Genomic DNA, 24408 nt, shown 5'->3' with positions numbered 1-24408 from the left:
ATTAGGTCAGTTTCACCTGGCGGTTCATGTCCTTGTACAGCAGGTAACGGAACTCGCCCGGACCACCGGCGTAGCAAGCCTGCGGGCAGAACGCGCGCAGCCACATGAAGTCGCCGGCTTCCACCTCAACCCAGTCGTTGTTGAGCAAGTACATGGCCTTGCCTTCCAGGACGTACAGGCCGTGCTCCATGACGTGGGTCTCCGGGAAGGGGATCACGCCGCCGGGCTGGAAGGTGACGATGTTGACCTGCATGTCGTGGGCGAGGTCGCTGGAGTCCGTGAAGCGCGTGGTCTTCCAGACGTCGTCGGTGTCCGGCATGGAGGTGGGCTCCACGTCCTTCTCGTTGGTGACGAAGGACTTTGCTTCGAACCCTTCGAGGCGCTCGTAGGCCTTGCGGATCCAGTGGAAGGAGACGATGTCGTCGGAGACGTTCTCCAAGCCCCATTCTGCTCCGGCGGCGAGGTAGGCGTAACCGCCCTCCTCGAGATGGTGCAGCTCGCCGTCGAGGGTCAGGTTGACCTGGCCCTTGGTGACGAAGATGACGCCTTCAACGCCGGACTCGAACTCAGCCTTGGGTGCCCCGCCGCCCGGTGCGATCTCCACGATCAGCTGGGAGAACGTGGTGGCGAAGCCGGAGATCGGCCGCGCGATGATCCACGAGCGCGTGTTGGAGAAGCCCGGCAGGTTGCTGGTGACGATGTCCGTCATAACGCCCTTGGGGATCACCGTGTAAGCCTCGGTGACGATGGCCCGCTCTGTGGTCAGCTGGGTCTGCGGCGGCAGGCCGCCCTGTGGGTAGTAGTACTTGCCCATGCGAAATGCTCCTATCAGTGGGAAGTCGGTTGCGCGAGCCGCGGGTGAGCCAGTGCGGTCAGCTGTGAAAGTTCGACGCCGGCAAGCGCCTTGACCTCGTCGGTCCCCACTGCGCCGCACTGGACGCCGCGGAGGACGAAGCCAGCGAGGGCACGGGCGGTGGCGGGCTCGTCCATGACGCCACCTTCGGTGCGCTCAACATAGTTGCGGAGGCGCAGGGCCGCGGCGGGCAGGCCCTCGCGGTAGAAAGCGTACGACGCCGAGAAGCGGCTGGGCAGTTGGGCGGCGTGAAGATCCCAGCCCTGGTAGTAGCCGTTTTCCAGGGAGCGACGAACCAGGCGGCCGTGCAGCTTCCATGCGTCTTCCACAGCATCGCCCACGGGGATGATGTTGGTGGAACCGTCGGAGAGGCGGATGCCCGTTCCGGCGACAGCGAGCTGCATGACTTCCTTGGCGAAGTCGGCCACCGGGTGCTCCATGGACTGGTATTCCGCGGCGATTCCGAGCGAGGCGCTGTAATCATAGGTCCCGTAGTGCAGGGCGCTGATGCGGCCTGGGACGACGTGGGGGAGTTGCGCCACTGGCGAGGTTCCGTCAGCACCGATGATGAGCTGCGGGGTTTCCACCTGCACCTCAAAACGAAGCCGGCCGGCGGGAAGACCGTGGACTTCCTCAAGCCGGGACACCGCGAAGTCCATGGCCTGTACCTGGGCCACCGTGGTGACCTTGGGCAGGGTGAGGATCAGTCCAGCGGGGAGCTCGCCGGCTTCAGCCAACGTGGAGACGAACAGATCCAACGTTTTCAGGCCGCGGGCCCGGGTAGGGGCTTCGAAGCACTTGAAGCGGATGCCGATGAACGGCGGAGCTGTTCCGGCCGCAACGGCGGTGGCAACAGCCTGGGCGGCAGCAACGGCGTCGGCGTCTTCTGCCTCATCGCCGCGGTCTCCGTAGCCGTCTTCGAAGTCCAAACGCAGGTCCTCGATCGGTTCTGCGGAGAGCTTCGCGGCCACACGCTCGGCAACGGCGGCAGCCAGGTGAGACTCCTGGCCCAGCAGTTGACCGAGCTTTTCCAGGCCACCGTGGGCCTCCGCCGTCGCGAGTGCCTGCGCGCCCCAATCTGCCACAAAGGTGGGTGTGAAGCGGTCGGCCGGGATGTAGACGGTGTGGATCGGCTGGCGTGAGCCGTCGTCTCCGGGGTAGTTGCGGTCCAGCAATTGGTCCGTCGCCGCAAGCTGGGACTCGATGTGAGCCAGATCCGATGAAGAGAATGAACCCATCTCAGCCCACCAGCTCATACGCGGGAGTGGTGAGGAAGTCCGTGTAATCGTCGGACAAACAGATGTCCTCGATCAGCTTGGATGCCGGCTCGTAGTACGCCTTGAAGTTTTCGTCGCCGAACTCGATGCGCAGGCGCTCGGTTTCTTCGCCGAGGATGCGGCTGACGAGTTCGCGGGTCACGGTGTTGCCCGTGTCCGCGAGGACGGACTTGTTGCGGATCTGCTGCCACACCTGCGAGCGGGAGATTTCCGCGGTTGCGGCGTCTTCCATGAGGTTGTGGATGGCAACTGCACCGCTGCCGGAGATCCAGACGCCGGTGTAGGCGACCGCGACGTACAGGTTCAGGCGCAGGCCGGCTTCGGTGACGTGGCCTTCGGCGGAGGCGACGTCGATGAGCTGCTCGGCGGTGACGTTCACCTCGGGGCGCTGCTTGTCCAGCTGGTTCTTCTTACCGCCGTTGGCAGGGTCGCCCAGCACGGAGTCGAACACTTCGCGGCAGGTGGAGACCAGGTCCGGGTGGGCAACCCAGGAGCCGTCGAAGCCATCGTTTGCTTCGCGGGTCTTGTCGGCGCGGACCTTGTCGAAGGCTGCGGCCGTGACGTCGGGCTGCTTACGGTTGGGGATGACGGCGGCCATGCCACCCATGGCGAAGGCGCCGCGCTTGTGGCAGGTCTTGACCAGGAGTTCGGTGTAGGCGCGCATGAACGGAGCCGTCATGGCCACGGTGGCGCGGTCCGGGAGGACGAACTCTTCGCCGGCATCACGGAAGTACTTGATGATGCTGAAGAGGTAGTCCCAACGTCCGGCGTTCAGGCCTGAGGCGTGATCGCGCAGTTCGTAGAGGATCTCGTCCATTTCGAACGCTGCCGGGATGGTCTCGATGAGAACCGTGGCGCGGACGCTGCCCTGCGGAATGCCCAGGAAGTCCTGCGCGAACACGAAGACGTCGTTCCAGAGGCGGGCCTCCAGGTGGCTCTCCATCTTGGGCAGGTAGTAGTACGGACCCTGGCCGTTGAGGAGGAGCTGCTTGGCGATGTGGAAGAAGTGCAGGCCGAAGTCCACCAGCGCACCCACGGCGGGTTCGCCGTCGATCAGCAGGTGCCGTTCCTCCATGTGCCAGCCACGGGGGCGGGCCACCACAACGGCCAGGGGAGCGTCGGTGCGGAGACGGTATTCCTTGCCTTCGGGCGAGGTGTAGCTTAGGGTTCCCTGGGCTGCGTCGCGAAGGTTCAGGATGGCGTCGATGACGTTGGGCCAGGTGGGCGTGCTGGCGTCCTCAAGGTCTGCAAGCCATACCTTGGCGCCGGAGTTGAGGGCATTGATGGCCATCTTGGCCGGGGTTGCCGGGCCGGTCATCTCAACGCGGCGGTCCTGCAAAGCTGCCGGTGCCTCAGCGACCTTCCAGTCGCCGTCGCGGATTTCCTGGGTCTCCGGGAGGAAGTCCAAGCGGCTGGTATCAGCAACCTTCTGGCGCTTGACGCCGCGCGCCTCCAGAAGCTCGTTGCGGGTGCCGGCGAAGCGCTTGTGCAGTTCCTCGATGAAGCCCAGTGCCTTGGGGGTGAGGATTTCCTCGGCTCGATCGATCGGCCGGGGATCAGTGACTGTGATAGCCATGTGAGCGGATTCCTTTGTTCTAGAGTGCGCTGGCGGCGTTGGCGTGCGCAGCGTTGGCTACGGCGGTCGCTACATCGGCGGCAACATGGGGATCGAAGACGCTGGGGATAATGTAACTCGCGTTGAGCTCATCGTCAGCTACCCGGTTGGCAATTGCCTCGGCTGCGGCCACCAGCATGTTCGGCGTGATGTCCGATGCTCCGGCGTCCAGCAGGCCCCGGAAGAAGCCGGGGAAGGCCAGCACGTTGTTGATCTGGTTCGGGAAGTCGCTGCGACCGGTAGCAACCACGGCTGCGTGCTTGGACGCGATGACTGGGTCGATCTCCGGGGTGGGGTTGGCCATGGCGAACACAATGGCGTCCTCTGCCATGGAAGCAACCTGCTCTTCGCCGATCACGTGCGGGGCGGAGACGCCGATGAAGACGTCGGCTCCCTTGAGGGCGTCGTGAAGGGTTCCGGAGAAGCCTTCCTCGTTGGTGTTCGCGGCGATCCAGCTGCGGTGCTCGTCGCCGTATTCTTCGCCGGAGTGGATGGCGCCGGAGCGGCCGGCGGCGATGATGTGCTGCGCACCCTGGGCCTTGAGGAGCTGGATGATGGCCGAGCCGGCAGCGCCGACGCCCGAGACAACAATCTTGACCTCGGAGAGCTTCTTGTCCACAACACGCAGGGCGTTCACCAAGGCAGCGAGCGTGACGATCGCGGTGCCGTGCTGGTCATCGTGGAAGACGGGGATGTCCAGTTCTTCGCGGAGGCGGTTTTCGATCTCGAAGCAGCGCGGTGCAGCGATGTCTTCCAGGTTGATGCCGCCGTAGACGGGGGCCATGGCCTTGGCGATCATGATGATCTCTTCGGTGTCCTGGGTGTCCAGGCAGACCGGCCAGGCGTCAACGTTGGCGAACTGCTTGAACAGCGCAGCCTTGCCTTCCATCACGGGAAGGGCAGCGGCGGGGCCGATGTTGCCCAGGCCCAAGACGGCCGAACCGTCGGTGAGGACGGCGATGGTGTTGCGCTTGACCGTCAGGTTGCGTGCTGCCGCCGGGTCCTCGGCGATGGCCATGCAGACGCGGGCGACGCCGGGAGTGTAGGCACGCGAGAGATCGTCGCGGTTGCGCAGGGCTACTTTGGGGACAACTTCGAGCTTGCCACCGAGGTGCATGAGGAAGGTGCGGTCCGAGACGTGCTGGACGGTGACGCCGTCGAGGGCGTTCAGGGCGTCCTTCACGCGGCCTGCGTGGTCGTCGTCCGTGGTGTTGCAGGTGACGTCAACAACGATCGTCTCGTGGTGGGATTCCGTGACGTCCAGTGCGGTGATCGCTGCACCGGCTGCGCCGACGGCTGCTGCCAGTTCACTGGTAGCTGTGAAGCTCGACGGTGCGGCGACGCGCAGGGTGATCGAGTTTCCGGGGCTCGGATTCGCCATTGAAATTCCTCCTGTAAGGCCCGTTCCCGGGCCGCCGTTCCAAACTGAATGTTTTCGTATTATGGATATTATTATCTACAAAGTGGAAACACAACCCCTTGCTTGGTCATGTTTGGCGTCATCGCGTAGGTGCGGGTTGTGCTGTATGTTGGGTGTTCTAAGCAATTCTTTTCACGATGCGGATAAGAGTTGTCGGAATCTGAGTCATTGGAGACAAGGGAATGGCTGAAAAAGCCTCCGGAGGCGTGCAGTCCGTTGAGCGCGTCTTTGAACTGCTGGAACTGATCACGGACGCGGGCGGCGACGTCACGCTGAGCGAGCTCTCGTCGTCCACTGACCTGCCCTTGCCCACTATTCACCGCCTTTTGAGGACTTTGGTGTCCCTGGGCTACATCCGTCAGCTGCCCAACCGCCGCTACGCCCTGGGGCCGCGCCTCATCCGCCTCGGAGAAGGTGCCAGCAAGCAACTCGGCGCTGTGGCCCGCCCGCAGCTGAAGACCCTGGTGGAACGCCTCGGCGAAACCTCCAACATGGCCGTGCTGGACTCGGACATGGTCATCTACGTTGCCCAGGTCCCCTCCATGCACTCCATGCGCATGTTTACTGAGGTGGGCCGCCGCGCCCACACGCACGATACCGGCGTGGGCAAAGCCATCCTGGCCCAGTTGGACGACGAGGTTGTCCGGGGCATCGTGGCCCGCACCGGCATGCCCACCCCCACGGCCAAGAGCATCGGCGACATCGACTCCCTGCTCGCAGACCTCAAGCTCATCCGCGAACGCGGCTACTCCATTGACGAGGAAGAGCAGGAGCTCGGCGTCCGCTGCTTCGCCATGGCCGTCCCCAACGCGCCCACGCCCACGGCAATCTCCGTGTCCGGGCCGATCACCCGCGTTGACCAGAGCTTCGCTGACCGCGCCGTGCCCATGCTGCGTGATGCAGCCATGGCCATCTCCGCGGAGCTCAACCAGAACTAACTTCCCACCCGCGCTTCCAGTGCGCGAGGTGACAAAAGATGGCAATGTTCCCCAGGAACATTGCCATCTTTTGTCATCTGGGCGAGGGCTCTGAGCGGATTGCTGGCGCCGCAAAGGCGAGTGCCGTCGTCGTACATTCCACCCAGGCGACAAAAGGCGGCAGTGTCCCCCAAGGAAACACTGCCGCCTGTCATCTGCGCGGGTAAATGAGTTAGTGCTCGGACGCGCTGGATGTCTTGAGCGGGACTTCCTTGCCATCGGCGTCGATCAGCTTGCCGTTTTCGAAGCGGTCGCCTTCGCTGAGGCACTTGATGTCCTCTTCGCTGACGATCCGGTCGGTACCGGCGACGAATACGGACTGGTTGTCCGAGTTTCCGGCCTTGAAGTGGTTGAAGAGGATGTTCAGCAGGATGGCCATGACGGCAGCCGAGCTGATGCCGGAGTGGAAGATGGTAGCGAACCAGGAGGGGAACTGGTCGTAGAACTTCGGGGCGGCGATGGGGATCATGCCGAAGCCGATCGAAGCCGCCACGATGATCAGGTTCATGTTGTTCTTGTACTCAACCTTGGCCAGGGTACGGATACCGCTGGCTGCCACCGTACCGAAGAGCACCACGCCGGCGCCGCCCAGGACGGGCGTTGGAACCGCTGCCACAACGCGGCCCAGGATCGGCAGGAGGCCGAGGATTACCAGGATCAGGCCGCCGGCGCTGACCACGAAGCGGCTCTTGATGCCCGTGATGGCCACGAGGCCCACGTTCTGGGCGAAGGCGCTCTGCGTGAAGGAGTTGAACAGCGGGGAGATGGCGCTGGAGAGCATATCTGCACGGAGGCCATCGCCGATGCGGCGGGAGTCAACCTTGGTGTCCACGATCTCGCCCACGGCAATGATGTCGGCCGAGGTCTCCGTGAGGGTCACCAGGATCACGATGAGCATGGAGATGATGGCTGCGATTTCAAACGTGGGAGCACCGAAAGCGAACGGCGTGGGGAAGGCAACGATGTCGCCCTGGCCAACCTTGGAGAAGTCAGCCATGCCCGCGACCAACGCGATGATGGTGCCGATGACCATGGCCAGCAGGATGGAGAGCCGGGAAATGGCGGCGTTGCCAACCTTGCTCAGGAGGAGGACAACACCCATGGTTGCCGCGGCGAGTCCGATGTTGGCCATGCTGCCGTAGTTGTCGGCCTTGGCGTTGCCACCCATGGCCCAGTTAGCTGCCACCGGCATCAGCGTTAGGCCGATGGTGGTGATCACGGTGCCGGTAACAACGGGCGGGAAGAACTTGATGATCTTGGAGAACAGGGGAGTGATCGCCAGGCCAATCAGCGAGGCCACGATCACCGAGCCGAACACCGCCTGGATGCCTCCGCCACCTTGGACGATCGCCACCATGGTGGAAACGCCGGCGAAGGAAACACCCTGCACCAGCGGCAACTGCGAACCGAAGAACGGGATGCCAACGGTCTGCAGGATGGTGGCCAGGCCGCCAACGAACAAACAAGCGGCGATGAGGAGCCCGATGTCCTGCGAGGACATGCCGGCCGCTGCGCCAATGATCAGCGGCGGGGCAATGATTCCGCCGTACATGGTGAGGACGTGCTGGAAGCCGTAGGCGAACGTGCTTCCGATGGAAAGTCGTTTGTCCTCGGGCCGTTCCGACTGATGCTTCTGGGGCGCGGTGGTATTCGCAGGACGGGATTTCTTCTTGATGTTCATGGCAGACTTTCTGGGTTCATGGCAGACGTCTTCGTCTGGCTAACTGTGTCTGGCTAACAAAATCTTTGGTTTTTGGGGTTGGTTTTGTGTGCAGGTCCCGCTTTTACGGGGCGCCGTTGGCGGGACCTGCACACAAACCCTTGAGGTGACGCGGGTTTAGTGCGGTTAGTGCGGTTTAGCAGAAGCCGGCGATGCCGCTCCAGGCAACCGGTGCAGCCTCGATGTTCTCGCGCTGGACTGTTGCTTCAATGAGGCCGTACGGGCGGTCCGCGGCGAAGAAGACCTCGTTGGGGTTGTCCAGGCCAAACGGGCTCAGGTCAACCAGGAAGTGGTGCTTGTTGGGCATGGAGAACTTGATCTCATCCACTTCGCTGTGTGCTTCCAGGACCTTCTTGCCCATGTCGAACAGCGTCTGCTGCAGGGCGTGGGAGTAGTTTTCCGTGAAGCCTTCAAGCAGGAGGGCTTTGATGTCCTCGTAGCTCTTGTTGAAGTCCGTGCCGGCGAAGTCCAGGTTGGTGTTGTAGCGCCAGCGGGCGGAGACGTCGGTGGCCAGGATGCGGTCGGTGGTTTCCGGCAGGGTGGTGTACTTATCGCGCGGGTAGCCAACAAATCCGGACTGCGTGGTCTTCAGGACGGTCAGGTCCTTGAGGCCGCTGATCAGGTGCGTGGTTGCGCCATCACGGACGACGACGGCGGTACGCACCTCTTGTCCGTTGCGGACGAAGCTGTGGTCGTGTCCCTCGCCGTGGGCCTGGATGCGGTCCCAGCTGTAGGCCTCGGCTTCCCAGCGGCCGCCGGTGACCCAGTCGAATCCGCCGGTGAAGTGATCCGCAAGGCGGAGGAGGAAGGACTCGGGCGAGCCGATGCCTTCACGAGCGAACGCGTAGACGGTGTTCTTCTGGGTGTCGGTGGCAACGACGTGGCCGTTGTCGCCTTCGAGGTGTGCGGCCTGGAAGTCGCCGCGCAGCTGCGAGGTGACGTTCAGGTCTTCAATGTGGTGGCGGTCCGTATCCCGAGTGACCTTGACGACGCGGACTTCTGCTTTGCCGTACTGGTTTTCGCCGAGGACGATGTTGTTGCTCATGGTCATATCCCAACTTCTGTGAGGTGGAACCTACGTTCCATCAATGAAATTAAGCGCGTGTTTCCACTGCGTTTCTGGTGGAGCTGACCCAACAAAAAAGAGCCAGCATCCATGGATGCCAGCTCATTACGACCCTGCCTGCTGCTCTCAGGTTACGTGACCTACGCCACGAACTCATTCGAGAGTAGCGCACTATTTCGTCCTGTGTATACGGGTTCCCAAGGATCGTTATGAACCATCCAAATGTGACCGGGGCAACTCGCTTTGCTCTCATGGGGGTCTTGACGCCTGCTTTCGGCGCTGCCTACACTTTCCACATAACAATAAAAGTTTTCCGAAGTGCGGAAACTGTTTGTATGAGAAAGAGGAGGAACAGATGGACTCGAAGGATACGAACAACGTCGTGGAATTCCCGGCGCCCGGTCAGGAGCTGTACCTGCCCTTCGGTGCAACAGATCCCGACTTCTACATTCCGGCCGACTGTGACCGCAAAGCCGGCGGGTTCTCCCGTTGGCTGCGCGCGCTCCCGGTGTTCGGCCGGCAGCGCCCCTAAGACCCTGCATCAAAGGGGCGCGGACTCTGCGCAACAGAGCCAATGAGGCGGGCGATACCTGGGGAGGTGTCGCCCGCCTTTCCGCTGCCACGCGGCGTTTCGGTTTGCCCATTCCCGTGCGCCCGGCTCGTGGTTTGCCCATTCCCGGGGTTCCCTGCACAAAGTGCCGTGCGCACGGCACTATTGGCAGCGAACCCCCGTATCTGGTCCTAGCTTGCTTCCCGCAGCACCCTCAGCACGCTCGTTTTGAACTCTTGTTCCCTGAACAACTGCGGCCACCTGATCCGGATGAACCTCCAGCCGAGCTCGCTCAAAGCCTTTTCGCGCAGCCGTTCCTGGTAAATCACCTCGTCAGTTGGGGCGTAGTCGAAGTACTTCACTCTTCCGTCGAACTCCAGGGCCACCTTTTTCTTCCTCCAGGCAAAGTCCAGTCGATGTCGACCTTCCGCTGACGTGACGTCAACCTGCAGTTCGGGTAGGTCTATCCGCAGCCGCTGGAGCAACTCGCGGGTGAGGGTTTCCCCGGGCGACTCTGATCTGGCATCCGCATTTTCCAAGGCCCGGCGGAGGGTCAGGACGCCGTTGGATCCGGCCAGCGAGGCACACATCTGCTGCAGCTTCGCCACGTCGGCACCCTTTCTGAGTGCGTGGTCCATGAGCACCAGCGCTTGTTTGTAGCTCAGTATCCGGCAGCAGTCCACCACGGTCTGCTCCAACGTGGTGTAGGGCATGCCCTGAATGAAAGCAAGGCTGCCCTTCAGTGCCAGCGGGCGGGTGTGTGGAACGACGTCCCCGCCGTGAGACGTGGATGATGTTGTTGTCTCCGTTGTGATGTGGACTTTGTCATCCACATTCCACAGGAATAAGCCGTGGAGTCGCGCTGCCGAGGTGTGACTGTAAACGGAGCCGCCGGCCGACGTCGTAAGCGTTCCATGTGCGTGCGCGGCAACGAGCTGCAGACTGCGGACCCGCGGCTTTTGGGCTGTCCATGTGCTGCCCCGGATATAGCAGCCGCGGCGTAGCCGCACCAGGTCTCCGGAGCGGACCAGCAAGGAAATTCGGCGGTCGTTGATCCCCAGTTCGTGCAGCTCGTTGGTCCGCCACAGGTTCATTTCCGAGGGGAGCTGGTCCTTGATGCTCTTTGTCATGAGTCAAGACTTGAATGAACCAGACGGCCGGCACAGGGGCGAGTTGGCCTATGTGGAGAAACCGGCTTCGAGGGTTCCCTGCGGGAGATGCCGGGCGAACGGCATCCTGCGCAGGGAATCATCGAAGTGCCGTGATGTGATCCACGTAACAATCGGCAGGGTGCTTAGGGCTTCACGTAAGCTGGGTTGACGGTCGCCCTCATGGGTTTGATGGCCGTGGCGGCCCTGACTGACGGGTTGCGCTTGCTCGCTCGATGGCGCCGGGCAATATGTCCGCACGCGTCGCACCGCAGCATGTCGAGTAAAAACTGATGCTCGTCATCGAGCTGTGCCGGGACCTTTGCCCCGGCTGATATCCCTGCCTTCGCAGGTGTGAAAGAGCCGGGAGTGGGAGTCCGGCGCCGCAGCAGCGTAAATCTGGCTGCTATCCCAAAAGGAACACACGTCATGAAACTCAAGGTCTCAATGCTTGGGGCGGTGATCGCGTTGACCCTCGCAGGGTGCACGACGCCGACGCCGACACCGTCGACAACCGCCACGGCGCCATCGCCGAGCGCGACAACCGCCAATCCGTCTCCAACGCGCACTGCCACGGCTACACCTACAGTGACGCCGACGCCGACGCGCACCGCCACAGCTACTCCAACGGTCACGCCGACAGTCACGCCGACGGTGACGCCGACGCCGACGCGTACTGCGACGGCTACACCTACTGTGACGCCTACGGTCACGCCGACGCCGACGCGCACTGCGACGGCTACACCTACTGTGACGCCTACGGTCACGCCGACGCCGACGCGCACTGCCACAGCTACTCCAACGGCAACCCCAACTCCGACCCCAACGGTTACCCCAACCCCCTCACCCACCTCGCCTCCGCCCGCTGGCAGTCTCGCCAACTTGGCCCGGGTTCCTTGGGATGGTGGGCCCGCGTATTGGTCGAAGTTCCCGGGTGCGGCGAAGCTGAACAACCCCAACCTCTTCCCTGTGAGTGTTTTCTTCGGGAAGCCGGAGCATGCTGCACAGTTGAAGGACATCGGCGTGAATGTCTATCAGGAGGCTGAGCACGATGGCTCCACGCTGACGTCCATCACCAACACCGGCATGCTCGTCATTGCGGGCCAGGAGTGGACCCGTGCCGAAGTGGGCACCAACACCGGGGTTGTCGGCTGGGCAACCTATGACGAATGCGACATGGGCCTTAGCTGCTCCGGGAGCAATACCCAGGAGCACCTGCAGCAGATGAAGAACCTTGTGGCGAAGATACGCGCCTACGGTGACGGCCGGCCTATCAACGCCAACTACGGCAAGGGCATCCTCGGGACGTGGTGGGCCAGCGGAACCATGGACGACTTCCTGGCCGCGGTGGACTTCTCCTCTGCTGACAACTACGCCTACACCAGCCCGCCCGTGGGGGATGCGATCAAGGCTTCCCCGGCCTGGCCGGCGGGAGCGAACCCGGCCGCGAGTGCAGCGTACGGTTGGCAGATTGACCGGATGCGTTCTTTCCAGGCAACTCCTGGCGTGAAGCCGAACTGGGTGTTCGTCGAGTCGGCGCGACCATATTTGACTGAGTCGAACGCCAGGACCATAACCCCTGAGCAGATGGAAGGTGCAATGTGGTCGGGCATCATTCATGAGGCCCGCGGAATCAGCATCTTCCAGCACAACAATGATCCGGCGTACGGTAACTACTCGCTGGTGAACATCCCGGCTGATCGCAAGGCGAAGATCAAGGCCGCTCTGACCGGCATCCAGTCGCTGGCACCTGTCCTCAACACCCAAAGTTATGTGTGGAACGCGGGGGCCGCAGGTGTGGACACCATGCTCAAGGCCAAGGACGGCAGCGCTTACCTCTTCGCGGGAATCGGGCTGAACGGCGCCACCGGTTCAAAGACGTTCACGCTTCCAGCAGGGATCACTGGGACCCAGGTGGAGGTGGTGGGCGAGGGGCGCACCCTCCAGATATCCGGCGGGAAGTTCACGGATTCGTTCGCGAATGAGTACACGCACCACGTTTACAAGATCACGATCTAACGAGGCCGGCCCACTTCGGGGGTTCCCTGCGAACAGTGCCGTGCGCACGGCATCCTGCGCAGGGAACCCCCGAACCGGGCCCAGCCAAAAACCCCAGACCTACCCGGCCACCAACTTCCGCGCTGCCGCAGAGTGCTCGGCGATGAGCCCGGCAACGTCCAGCCCCGGAATCGCACCGTCAACAACCCGCCAGACACCGCCCACCATGACCCGGTCCGCACGGTCCGCACCGCAGAGCAAGAGTGCGGCTACGGAGTCGTGGCTGCCGGAGAACCGCAGCTCGTCGGGCTTGAACAGTGCCAGGTCCGCCTGGAGTCCCGGGGCCAGCTGACCAATATCGGCGCGCCCCAGAACGGCGGCGGATCCACGGGTGGCCCATCCCAGCGCCCGCTCCACGGGAACTGAAGCTCCGTAACGGAGTCGCTGCAGATACAGGGCCTGCCGTGCTTCGAGGATCATGTTGGAGGCATCGTTCGACGCCGATCCATCCACTCCCAGCCCCACGGGAACGCCCGCTGCCTCAAGTTCCAGGACGCGTGCAGTGCCGGATGCGAGGCGCATGTTGGAAGTGGGGCAATGTGCGACGGCGGTGCCGGCGGCTCCCAGCCTGGCGATCTCCTCGTCGTTGAAGTGGATGCCGTGTCCGAGCCACGTCCGGTTGCCCAGCCAGCCCACGGAATCCAAATAGTCCACGGTCCGCAGCCCAAACATGGATTTGCAGAAGTCTTCCTCGTCGATCGTTTCGGCAAGGTGAGTGTGGAGCCGGACGTCGAACCGTTCGGCCATTGCAGCGCTTTCGGCCATGATTTCCTTGGTCACCGAGAACGGTGAACATGGGGCAAGCGCGATCTGCACAACAGCGCCATCACCGGTCTCGTGATACTGGCGAATGAGCCGTTCGCTGTCCGCAAGAATCGCCTCGGGGGACTGGACTGTGGTTCTGGGCGGCAGCCCGCCGTCGTCCTCTCCGAGCGTCATGGACCCGCGGGTCAATGTGGCCCGCATCCCCATGGCGCGCACGGCCGCCACCTCAATGTCGATTGCCTCTTCCATGCCGTCCGGGAAGAGGTAGTGGTGGTCGGCGGCGGTGGTGCATCCTGACAGCAGTAGTTCGGCCAGTGCCACCTGCACCGCAAGCTCGAGGCTCCGTGGGGTGAGTCGCGCCCACACCGGGTACAGGTTCTGCAGCCAGGGGAACAGCGGCGCGTTGGCCACGGGCCCCCACGCGCGGGTGAGGGTTTGGTAGAAGTGGTGGTGCGTGTTGATGAGCCCGGGGAGAACCACGTGCCCGGACGCGTCAAAAACGGTTGCGGGGGAGGAAGGCTGCCCGCCCGAAGGCACCAGCTCCAGAATTTTCCCGTCGGCAACAACCAGGCCGCCGCCAGCGTCGAGGTCGTTTGCGGTGAAGATACCCAGCGGGTTCTTGATCCAAAGTGGGGTCATGACAGGTTCCTTGTCTGGTCGGCGTGTACGCGTTCCAGCTCAGTTAGGCCCTGTCTGCTGATCCAGGTTGCCGGACCGTCAGAACGCGGCCCAGTCCGAAAAGCGTAGAATGCTCGACGGCGGCCGTCAACGCCCGCGGGCGGGTTCCGGTCACATTCGGGCACCAGAATCTCAGTGCAAGTAATTTCGCATGACGAAATTAAGTTTTCAAAAAACTATGGCGCGGCTCACAAACCTGGTGTTACGCTCTAACTGCCAAAGGCGGGCACCCGGACCTCGGGAAGCTATCTACCAGGCGCAACTTAACCTTCATCGCACATGCTGAAGCCTGGTAACCAAGCTAACTGGAGCTCATCTCTGTAGCGCCCCCAAACAGGTCACCTGGCTTCCTCAGCACTAAGGAAGTCGCAACATGAGTACAACCGTCACGGCCGAGCAATTCCTGGCCACATCCATTGAGCTGGCAACAGCCAATGTCCTTAACAGTGGGGGCCCCTTCGGCGCCGTCATTGTCACCGCGGACGGACGAGCCTTCGAAGGCGTCAACCGCGTCACCGCAACGAACGATCCCACCGCACACGCAGAAGTCACGGCCATCCGTAACGCCTGCCGCGAACTGGGAACCTTCGATCTCAGCGGAGCAACCCTCTACACCAGCTGCGAGCCATGCCCCATGTGCCTGGCTTCCGCTCTCTGGGCACGCGTGGACCGCGTGTTCTTTGCCGCAGACCGTCACGACGCCGCATCCGTCGGCTTCGACGACGCCGTCTTCTACGAATACTTCGAGAACGACAACCGGGACGCGCTGATGCCGGTAGCCAAGCTGGAACTGGGCGACCCCCAGGCTCCGGAGGCCCTCCAGCCGTTCAACACCTGGAACACGCTTGATTCCAGGATTGACTACTAGGGCCCGGTGGCTGACATGACAATCCTGGACAATTCGGCTGAGAAGCAGGCTGCACTCTTTCCCCAGGGAGAGGGCGCAGAGCCCACAGCTGCAAAGCACACGGCAACCGGCAACAGCAAGCCGCCGGTGTCGAACTCCTTTCTGGACAAGTTCTTCCAGATCTCCAAACGTGGCTCAACGTTGGCCCGTGAATTCCGCGGCGGCTTGGTCACCTTCTTCACCATGGCGTACATCGTCATCCTCAACCCGCTCATCCTGGGTGGTTTCTCGGCAGATAACGCCCCTGTTGACGTGGCTGGGGGTTGGCTCTCGGCTGCGCAGGTTGGCGCCGTTACCGGTCTGACCGCCGGCGTCATGACCATCATTTTCGGTCTCGTCGCCAACCTCCCGTTCGGCCTGGCCGCCGGCTTGGGCATCAACTCCTTCCTCGCCGTCGCGGTCATTCAGGAAGTCACATGGCCCGAAGCCATGGGCCTTGTGGTCATCAACGGCATCCTGATTGTCCTCTTCGGTGCCACCGGCGCCCGGACGGCGATCTTCAAAGCAGTTCCCAAGGAGCTCAAGGCCGCCATCACCGTTGGCATCGGCCTGTTCATCGCCTTCATCGGCTTCGTGGATTCCGGATTCGTTCGCGCAACAACGGGCGGCCCTCCGGTCCAGCTGGGGGACAACGGCTCCATCACGTCCATCCCCACCCTTGTCTTCATCATCGGGCTGCTGACCATGGGCATCCTCGTGGCACGCAAGATCCAGGGCGGCTTGCTGATCGGCATCGTCGCCACCACTGTCCTCGCCGCTGTTGCCGAGGCCGTGTTCCACATCGGTCCCGGTACCGCCGACAACCCTGGCGGCTGGCACCTCAACGTACCCATCCTGTCCAGCCAGCTCGTTTCGGTTCCGGACCTGAGCCTGGTGGGCCAGTTCGATCTCTTCGGCTCATTCGCCAGGATCGGCGGATTGGCTGCCACCATGTTGGTCTTCACCTTGGTGTTCACCAACTTCTTCGACGCCATGGGCACCATGACCGGCCTGGCCAAGAGCGCAGGCGTGGCACACAAGGACGGTACGTTCCCCAAGCTGAAGTCGGCCTTCATTGTTGAAGGCATGGGCGCAGTGGTGGGCGGCGCAACGTCCGGTTCGTCCAACACCGTGTACATCGACTCGGCGGCGGGCATCGGCGAAGGCGCACGCACCGGCCTGGCCTCGGTGGTCACCGGCCTGCTGTTCCTGGGCTCCATGTTCTTCACTCCGCTCACCTCGGTGGTGCCGTTGGAAGTAGCAGCAGCAGCCCTGGTGGTAGTGGGTGCCATGATGATGGCGCAGATCCGCGAGATCAAGTTCACCAAGTTCTCGATTGCCCTCCCGGCCTTCCTGACCATCGTGACCATGCCGCTGACCTACTCCATCGCCAACGGCATCGGCGTCGGGTTCATCTCCTTCGCCGTGATCAGCGCGGCGTCGGGCAAAGCCAAGAAAGTCCACCCGCTCATGTGGGTGGTCACGGCAGGCTTCATCATCTACTTTGCCCGCGGCCCGATCAACACCCTGATGGGCGTCTAGCCCGGAGCCGCACCCCGCGCCGGCGGGCACCCTTCCGGCACTTCGATCGGCGGTCCGCCGGTACCCACCGCACGAATAGGCGTCCGCCGTCGCTGTCCTTCCCGAACTTTACGGACTGGAAAAGGCACGACGGCGGGCGGCGGCAGGGCCGGACGCTCCGTCAGGGAACGGGGGCAGGGAGATGAAGCCCTTGCCCCCGTTCCTATGAACTCTTACTGACTGAACTTTTACTGATTAACCGCGACTACCCCTCAACATCCTCTGGAAATGAGAATATGGGGCAAGATCGCGCACTGCTCCGGCCGGGCCACCTGGCCGGGACACCTGGAATAAGGATGTGTTGCCATGCTGGATCTGATGCCTTCACTGGGCAGCTGGCGGCCTGCGGTCTCCGGCCAATTGTGTGCTGTGGCCACGATCGTAGGGACCGGCGGCTCCGTGCCGCGGCCCCTGGGGACCTCCATGATGGTCTCCGAAGATGGCGAAATCCTGGGCAGCTTGTCCGGAGGCTGCGTGGAAGGCGCCGTGGTGGAGGCGGCTCTGGAAGCAATGCGCGACGGCGGCTCTCGCCTTGAGTCGTTCGGCTACAGCTCCGAGGACGCGTTCGCCGTCGGGCTCACCTGTGGAGGGGAACTGGAAGTCCACATCCAACCCCTCAGCGCTGGTTCTGCCGAACTTTCCGTGCTTGCTGAAACTCAGCACCCTGCGGCCCTGATCCGCCGGCTCGATTCCCAGGGCGGAGTCATGGTGGTCCATGATCCTGTCCGGTTCCGGGCCATGGAATCCGAGGAACTCGCCATATTGCTAGGCGACCACCCCTCCACACTTTTCGCTGCCGCTGCCCAGTTGGAGCCGCTGCTCCAAGGCGGTCGCGCCGGCCTGGTTCGCCTGGCGCCGCCGGAGGGATGCATCGACGGATGGATGACCACCGAAAGGCTGGCCATGCCTCCACGGGAAGAAGCCCAGCCGGAGCCCATCACGCTGTTTGTCGAAAGCCGTTTGCCGGCAGCCCGGATGCTGATCTTCGGTGCCAACGACTTTAGTGCAGCCCTTCTGCCTGCCGGGCAGCTTCTCGGTTACAACGTGACCCTCTGCGACGCCCGGCCTGCCTTCTCGACGCAGAGCCGCTTTGCAGGAGCAGACCAAGTGGTAACGGACTGGCCGGACCGTTACCTCGAAGCGGAGGCAGCGGCAGGACGCATCGACGCCCGCACGGTGGTGTGCATCCTGACCCACGACCCCAAATTCGACGTCCCTCTGCTCGAAAGCGCCCTCCGCTTGAGGCTGGCTTACGTGGGGGCCATGGGCTCGCGGCGCAGCCACCGCCAACGGATCGATGCGTTGCTGGATGCAGGCACACCGTTGGAGTCCCTGGAACGGCTGCACTCGCCCATCGGCCTGAACCTTGGCGCGGTGACTCCCGCCGAAGTCGCCGTGTCCATCACGGCAGAAATCATCGCCCACCGCGGTGCCGCCGGACAAGCCAGCACACCCGGGTTCCCTTCCCTCAGGGACAGCACCGGCCCGATTCACCCAGCCCCGGTTAATCCATCCCCGATCCCGGCGGCTACCCAACACCTCACTCAGGAGGACCCATGGACATGAACACCATCGAGGCCGTGGTCCCCACCACGGACCCGGCACAGTGGCGCGACGGAGATGCCTGGCTCGCCGGAGGCACTGTCCTTTTCTCCTACGGCAGCACCGTCCTGAAACGGCTCCTTGACCTTGGACAAGCGGACTGGCCTGCCATCAGTGTCACGGATGCGGGCATCGAACTGGCCGCAACCTGCACCGTCGCTGAGCTCTACGCCCTGCCGGTATCCACGGAAACAGCCAACCGCGAATGGCCTGGACTGGCTCTGATCCGCCCGTGCTGCGACTCGTTCGTGGCCTCGTTCAAGATCTGGAACATGTCCACGGTAGGTGGCAACATTTGCACCGGCCTCCCGGCAGGACCCATGACCTCACTGTGCGCAGGACTCGACGGCGTGGCCACCATCTTCAGCCCGGACGGCACCAGCCGGACAGTCCCGGTGGCGGACGTCGTCACGGGGGATATGCAGACTGTCCTGGCACCAGGGGAGTTGCTCCGCAGCATCCAGCTGCCGGCCACCGCGCTCTCCGCAAGAGTGGCTTTCCGGCGTTTGTCGCTCAGCAACCTCGGCCGTTCCGGTGTGCTCCTGATCGGGCGGCTCGACCCCGACGGCAGCATGGTCATCACTGTCACCGCCTCCACTAAACGGCCCGTGCAACTGAGGTTCCCCGCCGGGCAGGTTCCCGACGCCGGGACGCTGGCGGACGCCGTCGGCGATTCCATTCCTTGGCCGCTGTACCACGACGACATCCATGGGCTCCCTGCTTGGCGGCGGGACATGACGTTCAAGCTTGCCGAGGAGATCAGGGCGGAACTGCTGGGCGAGTCCATGAGCGTGTCCGGTGATTTTTGGCCGCCGCATGCCACCTCGCCCCAGCCGTCCACCCAGCCAGCCACGCAAGCGAAAACACCAAGCGCCCAGAAGGAGGCCCGCAATGGCAATTGAGATCAATGGTTCTGCCTCGCAGGCCACACCCCGCCCCGGACAATGCCTCCGCACCTTCCTCCGCGAGGAGGGCAACTTCGGCGTCAAGAAGGGCTGCGACGGCGGCGACTGCGGTGCCTGCACCGTGCACGTTGACGGCACCCCCGTTCACAGCTGCATCTACCCGGCAGTCCGCGCCGAGGGCAAAGCCGTCACCACCATCGAAGGCCTTGCTTCCGCGGATGGTCTTCACCCTGTGCAGGAACAGTTCCTGGAGGCCCAGGGGTTCCAGTGCGGATTCTGCACGGCCGGCATGATGATGACCGCTGCAACGTTCGACGACGAGCAACGCGCCAACCTGCCCCGCAACCTCAAGGGCAACCTGTGCCGCTGCACCGGCTACCGCTCCATTGCGGACGCGGTCTGCGGTCACGGCGGCGATCACGCGGACGGCCACGGCGGGCACCAGCACGACGCCGGAGCTGACGTTTCGGGGGCACAAGTAGTTTCGGCGGCGCAGCCGCCAGCCGCTGTTCCCGCCACGCCCGGACAGCTCGGCGACGACGTTCCCGCACCTGCCGGCCACGCCGTGGTCACCGGAACCGCCCGCTACACCCTTGATGTACCGGCCGAGCAGCTTCCGGGCCTGCTGCATATGAAGCTCCTGCGTTCGCCGCATCCCCATGCCCGGATCGTGTCCATCGACAAGGCCCCGGCACTGGCGGTTCCCGGGGTCGTGGCGGTCTTCACCCATGAGGATGCTCCGCAGCTGCTGTTCTCCTCGGCCCAACACGAGAATTACACTGACGACCCCGATGACACCCGTGTGTTGGATGACGTGGTGCGGTTCATCGGGCAGCGGGTTGCCGCCGTGGTGGCCGAGTCCGTGGGTGCAGCCGAGGCTGGTGCCCGGGCGTTGGACGTGCAGTACCAACTCCTTGAGCCGGTGTTCACTCCGCAGGAAGCCATCCTCCCCGGAGCCCCGGCGATTCATGGGGAAAAGGACGGCGATTTTTCCCGTATTTCCCGCCCGCTCCAGAACGTGGTGGCCGAGGTCCATGCCGAACTCGGCAGCGTGGCCGACGGTTTCGCTGCATCGGATTTCATTCACGAGCACACGTACCAAACCCAGCGCGTGCAGCACGTAGCCATGGAAACCCATGCCTCCATCGCCTGGGTGGATGAGGATGGTCGCTTGATGATTCGTTCCTCCACACAGGTTCCCTTCCTGGTGAAGAGGACGCTCAGCCGTGTGTTCAACCTGGCACCGGAGACCATCCGTGTGGTGGCTGGCCGGGTGGGCGGCGGATTCGGTGGCAAGCAGGAAGTTCTCACTGAAGACTTGGTGGCCCTTGCGGCGCTGGCTCTCCGCAGGCCCGTGCAGCTGGAGTTCACCCGCACGGAACAGTTCACGGCAACCACCACCCGTCACCCGTTCACCATCAAGCTCAAGGCCGGCGCCAACAGGGTCGGGTACCTGACTGCCCTCCAGCTGGACGTCCTCACCAACACCGGAGCCTACGGAAACCATGCCCCGGGCGTGATGTTCCACGGTTGCGGCGAGTCCCTGGCTGTCTACAAGTGCGTCAACAAGAAGGTGGACGCACACGCCGTCTACACCAACACTGTCCCCGCCGGTGCCTTCCGTGGCTACGGGCTGAGCCAGATGATCTTCGCGATCGAGTCGGCCATTGACGAACTCGCTATCGGTATCGGCATGGATCCCCTTGAGTTCCGGCTCAAGAACATGGTCCGCCCCGGCGATCACATGCTCTCCACCACGCCCGAGCCCGAAGAAGACGTGCACTACGGAAGCTACGGACTGGACCAGTGTGTTTCCTTGGTCCGGGACGCTCTGGATCGGGGCAAGGAGCGTTACCGGGCTGCCGGGCTGGATGATCTTGGGCCGGACTGGGTGGTGGGGGAGGGCTCGGCCTTGTCCATGATCGACACCGTCCCGCCCCGCGGCCACTTCGCCCACACCCGGGTGAGCCTGGAAGCGGACGGAAGGTTCGCCGTCGACGTCGGTACTGCCGAATTCGGGAACGGCACCACCACCGTCCACGCGCAGCTGGCCGCCACGGCATTGGCCACCACCGCGTCCAAAGTGGCGGTCCGGCAATCCGATACCGACCTCTTGGAGCACGACACCGGCGCGTTCGGTTCGGCCGGAACCGTGGTGGCCGGCAAGGCGACCCTCGGAGCGGCGTTGGAACTTGCCACCCGGATCCAGACGGTTGCCGCTTCGCTGACCGGAGCGGCCCTGACGGATTGCCGGTTGGTGGATGGTGGCGTTGAATGCGGCGATCGGGTGTTTTCCCTGACGGAAATCGTCGACGCCGCCCGGTTGCAAGGCGTTCGACTCGCCACGGACGGCAACTGGGGAGGGACGCCGCGATCAGTCGCCTTTAACGTCCACGGCTTCAGGGTTGCTGTTAATACGGGAACCGGTGAACTGCGGATTCTGCAAAGTGTCCAGGCCGCCGACGCCGGTGTTGTGGTGAATCCGCGGCAGTGCCGTGGCCAGATCGAGGGCGGCATTGCGCAGGCGCTCGGCGCGGTGCTGTACGAGGAAGTGAAAGTGGACGACGGCGGACGCGTCACCACGGACATCCTGCGGCAGTACCACATACCGTCGTTCGCGGACGTGCCCAGGAGCGAGGTGTACTTCGCTACCACCAACGACTCCACTGGCCCTCTGGGGGCAAAGTCGATGAGTGAGAGCCCGTTCAACCCTGTGGCTCCCGCCCTGGCCAACGCCATCCGTAATGCAACCGGGATCCGTTTCGGCGAGCTGCCCATCGCGAGGGACAAGATCTACCTTGCCCTCCGCGACCGCACCCTCATCCCCAACTGACCCACCCGCCCGTACCGAACCCAACTGAGTAGCAGATCAGGTCGTTCCCAGCCCTGGGAACGACCTGATCTGCTACCTACTTGGGTGAGACGGTGAGCTCCATGAACACGCTGTTCGGGTCCAGGGTGTAATCCCCGAACGGCGGGCACTCCGTGAACCCGTGCCGGGCATACAGCCGGCGGGCCGGAGCGAAGTAATCCTCGGTTCCCGTTTCCAAGCTCACGCGCTCGTAGCCCAACCGGGCAGCTTCGGCCACAATGTGTTCAAGCATCAGTGTGGCCACGCCACGTCCGCGGGCACTGGCGGTGGTGCGCATGGATTTGATCTCGGCACGAGCGGCGGACAGCATCTTCAACGCCCCACAACCCAGCAGAACCCCGTCCTCGCGGGCCGTCCAGAACGTGATCGACTCGTGTGACAACGCAGAGTGGTCCAGCGCATGGACGCTCTCTGCCGGGGACGTGGCAAACATGTCGGCCAGGTGCTCGCTGAGGAGCTGGTGGACATCAGGGCGCGCGGGATCGTCAGTTGCAATGCGGATCATGTCCCCAAATTTACCCTTCAAGCAGATGCAGCTGATCCTTCGTGTCCAGGTCCTGCCCGGAGCAGAGATCGCTGCAGTCCACCAGGTCCACTAAGCCGGGATGCGCTTTGAGGAAGGATCGCGCGCCCGTGTCGCCATGAGCGGCTGCGGCCGCTTCGGCGCGGAGTCCGACGTCGAAAATCACCGGGTGCCTGCGTTTCAGGTGGCCGGACTCATCAGGGTAGGCGGCTGCGGTGACCCGGCCGGGACGGTGGCTGCCCAGCAGCCTGCTCACCGCCGTCGGGGTTAACCCGGGCTGGTCCACCAGCGCAACCATGATGCTGTTGCCTGCCGTGGCCGCGTCAATGCCGGCGCGGAAGGAACCGGCCATTCCTTTGGCCCAGTTCTCGTTTTCCACCACCACATGAGGGGCTAGATCGGTGCTTCGCCTGACGTGGTCGGCCTCAGCACCGAGAACCACCACAACCTCGCGGCAACCGCCGTCGAACAGCGTGTCGGCGAGAACTTCCACCAAGGTCCTGCCTCGGAAGGGCAGCAGCGCCTTGGGGCCACGACCCAGGCGCGTTCCGGCGCCCGCAGCGAGCAGCACGCCCGTGGTGGGGGCCGTGCCGGTGTCAGTCATATCCTCACGATACGCGCGGCGGTCCATACGGTCTCTAGCTCCGAAGGTTCTTTCCAAGAGATCTACCAATATCGGTTGTAGATTACCGATCAGTAGGCCTTTTGGTGGTCTGAAATGGCCGATATTGTCTTTGAAGGAGTTATGAAGTCAGCTCGGATACGCAATGTCGCGTGAAAGAACAGGGGAAAATGGCTGGCAGTTTTGAAATTCTCAAGGCAGGAACCAACTCATTCCGGTTCAGGCTGACCGCGGAGGATGGAACGGTTGTGGCAGTGTCGCCACAGTTTCCCAACCTGAAAGCCGTAGTGGCGGGCATCAACGCGGTCCGCGAGAACGCGGCAACCGGCTTCGTCGTTGATCGAAGGAATCTGGGCACCTGAATCCGGCTCAACAAAACCCTCTGAACCACAAATTGGCGGCAGTGTTCTTCACGAACACTGCCGCCAATTGGGTAATGCGGGCTGTTTAGGCGTCGCCGCCTGCTCCGCCGGTGGTGCCGGCGTTGACGTCCAGCAACTTGTAGCGGTCAATGGCGTACGACGGCGCGCCCTCCTCTACCTCGCCCCTCGCCGCCAGCAACTGCAGGGTTTTGGCGACGATGGAGTGGGTGTCGTTTTTGAAGTAGCGGCGTGCGGCTTGGCGGGTGTCGGAGAAGCCGAAGCCGTCTGCTCCGAGGGAGGCGAAGTCGTTGGGGATGAATTGGCGGATTTGGTCGGGGACGGCTTTCATGTAGTCGGACACGGCGATGACTGGTCCGGTGGTGTCTTTGAGTTGTTCGGTGATGAACGGGGTGCGGGCGGGTTGGCCGGGGTTGAGGAAGGCGTGTTCTTCGGCGGCGAGTCCGTCGCGTCGCAGTTCATTCCAGGAGGTCACTGACCAGACTTCGGCGGCAACGTTCCAGTCTTCGTTGAGGATCCGGGCGGCTTCGAGGGCCCAGGGCACGGACACGCCGGAGGCGAGGATGTTCGCGGTAGGCCGGTTGGCCTCTCCTGCGGGGGCGTCTGCGAGTTTGTAGATGCCTTTGAGGAGCCCGTTGATGTCGAGGTTTTCCGGTTCCGCGGGTTGGGTGATGGGCTCGTTGTAGACGGTGAGGTAGTACATGACATTCCGGTCTTCACCGGTGCTGTCTGTGCTGTTGTCGCCGTACATTTGTTCGAGGCCGTGGCGGATGATGTGGCCGATTTCGTAGCCGTAGGCGGGGTCGTAGGTGCGTACGGCGGGGTTGGTGGAGGCCAGGATGGGGGAGTGCCCGTCGGCGTGTTGGAGTCCTTCGCCGGTGAGGGTGGTCCGTCCTGCGGTGGCGCCGAT

Annotated in this window: 21 protein-coding genes; 10 read left to right on the top strand and 11 right to left on the bottom strand. The window is 63.3% G+C overall.

Annotated features, from left to right (window positions below):
* Position 1: 1 nt before the first annotated feature.
* Genes ACIQH5_RS20525 through ACIQH5_RS20510 form a run of 4 tightly spaced genes read right to left on the bottom strand, consistent with a single transcriptional unit; the run spans position 2 to position 5126 of the window.
* A complete protein-coding gene (locus tag ACIQH5_RS20525; protein ID WP_062071654.1) occupies positions 2-814 on the bottom strand; it encodes a bifunctional allantoicase/(S)-ureidoglycine aminohydrolase in 813 nt (270 codons plus the stop codon).
* A gap of 14 nt (positions 815-828) precedes the next feature.
* Entirely contained in the window at positions 829-2091 is a 1263-nt protein-coding gene (locus ACIQH5_RS20520; protein WP_400407199.1) for a DUF6986 family protein, read from the bottom strand.
* A 1-nt stretch (position 2092) separates the two neighbouring features.
* On the bottom strand, positions 2093-3706 hold the full coding sequence (gene aceB / locus ACIQH5_RS20515; RefSeq protein WP_400407114.1) for a malate synthase A: 1614 nt from the start codon (positions 3704-3706) through the stop codon (positions 2093-2095).
* 19 nt (positions 3707-3725) lie between these two features.
* Positions 3726-5126: an NAD-dependent malic enzyme gene (locus ACIQH5_RS20510; RefSeq protein ID WP_141281003.1), complete on the bottom strand. Its 1401-nt coding sequence runs from the start codon at positions 5124-5126 to the stop codon at positions 3726-3728.
* A gap of 221 nt (positions 5127-5347) precedes the next feature.
* On the opposite strand from ACIQH5_RS20510, the gene ACIQH5_RS20505 reads away from it, so the two are divergent.
* Positions 5348-6103 carry an IclR family transcriptional regulator gene (locus tag ACIQH5_RS20505; protein ID WP_024818028.1) on the top strand — a complete coding sequence of 252 codons (756 nt, stop codon included), beginning with the start codon at positions 5348-5350 and terminating at the stop codon, positions 6101-6103.
* A 211-nt stretch (positions 6104-6314) separates the two neighbouring features.
* Here ACIQH5_RS20505 and ACIQH5_RS20500 read toward each other — a convergent pair whose 3' ends face one another.
* Positions 6315-7823 carry a nucleobase:cation symporter-2 family protein gene (locus tag ACIQH5_RS20500; RefSeq protein WP_400407109.1) on the bottom strand — a complete coding sequence of 503 codons (1509 nt, stop codon included), beginning with the start codon at positions 7821-7823 and terminating at the stop codon, positions 6315-6317.
* 175 nt (positions 7824-7998) lie between these two features.
* Positions 7999-8913 carry a factor-independent urate hydroxylase gene (pucL, locus tag ACIQH5_RS20495; RefSeq protein ID WP_011776023.1) on the bottom strand — a complete coding sequence of 305 codons (915 nt, stop codon included), beginning with the start codon at positions 8911-8913 and terminating at the stop codon, positions 7999-8001.
* A 370-nt stretch (positions 8914-9283) separates the two neighbouring features.
* Between pucL and ACIQH5_RS20490 the strand changes: the two genes are divergently transcribed.
* On the top strand, positions 9284-9460 hold the full coding sequence (locus ACIQH5_RS20490; protein WP_014922716.1) for a hypothetical protein: 177 nt from the start codon (positions 9284-9286) through the stop codon (positions 9458-9460).
* 209 nt (positions 9461-9669) lie between these two features.
* Here ACIQH5_RS20490 and ACIQH5_RS20485 read toward each other — a convergent pair whose 3' ends face one another.
* Positions 9670-10608, bottom strand: a complete 939-nt coding sequence (locus ACIQH5_RS20485) for a type IV toxin-antitoxin system AbiEi family antitoxin domain-containing protein (RefSeq protein ID WP_400407105.1) — start codon at positions 10606-10608, stop codon at positions 9670-9672.
* A 500-nt stretch (positions 10609-11108) separates the two neighbouring features.
* On the opposite strand from ACIQH5_RS20485, the gene ACIQH5_RS20480 reads away from it, so the two are divergent.
* Together ACIQH5_RS20480 and ACIQH5_RS20475 are read left to right on the top strand one after the other, a co-directional pair.
* Entirely contained in the window at positions 11109-11672 is a 564-nt protein-coding gene (locus ACIQH5_RS20480; protein WP_400407103.1) for a hypothetical protein, read from the top strand.
* Positions 11596-12645, top strand: a complete 1050-nt coding sequence (locus ACIQH5_RS20475) for a hypothetical protein (RefSeq protein ID WP_400407101.1) — start codon at positions 11596-11598, stop codon at positions 12643-12645. The genes ACIQH5_RS20480 and ACIQH5_RS20475 overlap by 77 nt, the downstream gene beginning before the upstream one ends.
* 99 nt (positions 12646-12744) lie before the next feature.
* Here ACIQH5_RS20475 and ACIQH5_RS20470 read toward each other — a convergent pair whose 3' ends face one another.
* Positions 12745-14088 (bottom strand): 8-oxoguanine deaminase, encoded by a 1344-nt coding sequence (locus ACIQH5_RS20470; protein WP_400407099.1) that lies wholly within the window; start codon positions 14086-14088, stop codon positions 12745-12747.
* 412 nt (positions 14089-14500) lie between these two features.
* On the opposite strand from ACIQH5_RS20470, the gene ACIQH5_RS20465 reads away from it, so the two are divergent.
* The 5 genes from ACIQH5_RS20465 (at position 14501) to ACIQH5_RS20445 (ending at position 21934) form a co-directional block, all read left to right on the top strand.
* Complete coding sequence (locus ACIQH5_RS20465) at positions 14501-14995, top strand: nucleoside deaminase (RefSeq protein WP_011776019.1); 495 nt, start codon at positions 14501-14503, stop codon at positions 14993-14995.
* A gap of 6 nt (positions 14996-15001) precedes the next feature.
* Positions 15002-16555, top strand: coding sequence for an NCS2 family permease (locus ACIQH5_RS20460; protein ID WP_400407096.1), 1554 nt, complete (start codon positions 15002-15004; stop codon positions 16553-16555).
* 345 nt (positions 16556-16900) lie between these two features.
* Positions 16901-18160 carry an XdhC family protein gene (locus tag ACIQH5_RS20455; protein WP_400407094.1) on the top strand — a complete coding sequence of 420 codons (1260 nt, stop codon included), beginning with the start codon at positions 16901-16903 and terminating at the stop codon, positions 18158-18160.
* The gene (locus tag ACIQH5_RS20450; RefSeq protein ID WP_400407092.1) at positions 18151-19098 is read left to right on the top strand and encodes an FAD binding domain-containing protein; all 948 of its coding nucleotides are present in this window, start codon (positions 18151-18153) and stop codon (positions 19096-19098) included. Before ACIQH5_RS20455 ends, ACIQH5_RS20450 begins: the two co-directional genes overlap by 10 nt.
* The gene (locus tag ACIQH5_RS20445; protein ID WP_400407090.1) at positions 19088-21934 is read left to right on the top strand and encodes a molybdopterin-dependent oxidoreductase; all 2847 of its coding nucleotides are present in this window, start codon (positions 19088-19090) and stop codon (positions 21932-21934) included. The genes ACIQH5_RS20450 and ACIQH5_RS20445 overlap by 11 nt, the downstream gene beginning before the upstream one ends.
* A gap of 76 nt (positions 21935-22010) precedes the next feature.
* On the opposite strand, the gene ACIQH5_RS20440 is transcribed toward ACIQH5_RS20445, so the two are convergent.
* Together ACIQH5_RS20440 and nboR are read right to left on the bottom strand one after the other, a co-directional pair.
* Positions 22011-22478 (bottom strand): GNAT family N-acetyltransferase, encoded by a 468-nt coding sequence (locus ACIQH5_RS20440; RefSeq protein ID WP_400407086.1) that lies wholly within the window; start codon positions 22476-22478, stop codon positions 22011-22013.
* 10 nt (positions 22479-22488) lie between these two features.
* A complete protein-coding gene (nboR, locus tag ACIQH5_RS20435) occupies positions 22489-23127 on the bottom strand; it encodes a nicotine blue oxidoreductase (RefSeq protein ID WP_400407083.1) in 639 nt (212 codons plus the stop codon).
* Between the two features lie 161 nt (positions 23128-23288).
* On the opposite strand from nboR, the gene ACIQH5_RS20430 reads away from it, so the two are divergent.
* The gene (locus ACIQH5_RS20430; protein ID WP_044569301.1) at positions 23289-23480 is read left to right on the top strand and encodes a DUF1508 domain-containing protein; all 192 of its coding nucleotides are present in this window, start codon (positions 23289-23291) and stop codon (positions 23478-23480) included.
* A gap of 85 nt (positions 23481-23565) precedes the next feature.
* Here the strand turns inward: ACIQH5_RS20430 and ACIQH5_RS20425 are convergent.
* The coding region (locus ACIQH5_RS20425) for a transketolase-like TK C-terminal-containing protein (RefSeq protein ID WP_400407079.1) at positions 23566-24408 on the bottom strand (843 nt) is incomplete at its 5' end.

Origin of the sequence: Paenarthrobacter sp. NPDC091711 (assembly GCF_044756605.1) — a bacterium.
In the GTDB taxonomy this organism is placed as follows: domain Bacteria; phylum Actinomycetota; class Actinomycetes; order Actinomycetales; family Micrococcaceae; genus Arthrobacter.
Note: the sequence above shows the minus strand (reverse complement) of the source record. Positions and strands in the feature narration are given on the sequence as shown.

Bases quoted from the DNA above. Each gene is read 5' to 3' on its own strand.
- ACIQH5_RS20490 (WP_014922716.1), top strand. From the start codon at position 9,284: ATGGACTCGAAGGATACGAACAACGTCGTGGAATTCCCGGCGCCCGGT.
- pucL (WP_011776023.1), bottom strand. From the start codon at position 8,913: ATGACCATGAGCAACAACATCGTCCTCGGCGAAAACCAGTACGGCAAA.
- ACIQH5_RS20525 (WP_062071654.1), bottom strand. From the start codon at position 814: ATGGGCAAGTACTACTACCCACAGGGCGGCCTGCCGCCGCAGACCCAG.
- ACIQH5_RS20450 (WP_400407092.1), top strand. From the start codon at position 18,151: ATGGACATGAACACCATCGAGGCCGTGGTCCCCACCACGGACCCGGCA.
- ACIQH5_RS20520 (WP_400407199.1), bottom strand. From the start codon at position 2,091: ATGGGTTCATTCTCTTCATCGGATCTGGCTCACATCGAGTCCCAGCTT.
- ACIQH5_RS20440 (WP_400407086.1), bottom strand. From the start codon at position 22,478: ATGATCCGCATTGCAACTGACGATCCCGCGCGCCCTGATGTCCACCAG.
- ACIQH5_RS20445 (WP_400407090.1), top strand. From the start codon at position 19,088: ATGGCAATTGAGATCAATGGTTCTGCCTCGCAGGCCACACCCCGCCCC.
- ACIQH5_RS20455 (WP_400407094.1), top strand. From the start codon at position 16,901: ATGCTGGATCTGATGCCTTCACTGGGCAGCTGGCGGCCTGCGGTCTCC.
- ACIQH5_RS20470 (WP_400407099.1), bottom strand. From the start codon at position 14,088: ATGACCCCACTTTGGATCAAGAACCCGCTGGGTATCTTCACCGCAAAC.
- ACIQH5_RS20485 (WP_400407105.1), bottom strand. From the start codon at position 10,608: ATGACAAAGAGCATCAAGGACCAGCTCCCCTCGGAAATGAACCTGTGG.
- aceB (WP_400407114.1), bottom strand. From the start codon at position 3,706: ATGGCTATCACAGTCACTGATCCCCGGCCGATCGATCGAGCCGAGGAA.
- nboR (WP_400407083.1), bottom strand. From the start codon at position 23,127: ATGGACCGCCGCGCGTATCGTGAGGATATGACTGACACCGGCACGGCC.
- ACIQH5_RS20430 (WP_044569301.1), top strand. From the start codon at position 23,289: ATGGCTGGCAGTTTTGAAATTCTCAAGGCAGGAACCAACTCATTCCGG.
- ACIQH5_RS20465 (WP_011776019.1), top strand. From the start codon at position 14,501: ATGAGTACAACCGTCACGGCCGAGCAATTCCTGGCCACATCCATTGAG.
- ACIQH5_RS20500 (WP_400407109.1), bottom strand. From the start codon at position 7,823: ATGAACATCAAGAAGAAATCCCGTCCTGCGAATACCACCGCGCCCCAG.
- ACIQH5_RS20505 (WP_024818028.1), top strand. From the start codon at position 5,348: ATGGCTGAAAAAGCCTCCGGAGGCGTGCAGTCCGTTGAGCGCGTCTTT.
- ACIQH5_RS20510 (WP_141281003.1), bottom strand. From the start codon at position 5,126: ATGGCGAATCCGAGCCCCGGAAACTCGATCACCCTGCGCGTCGCCGCA.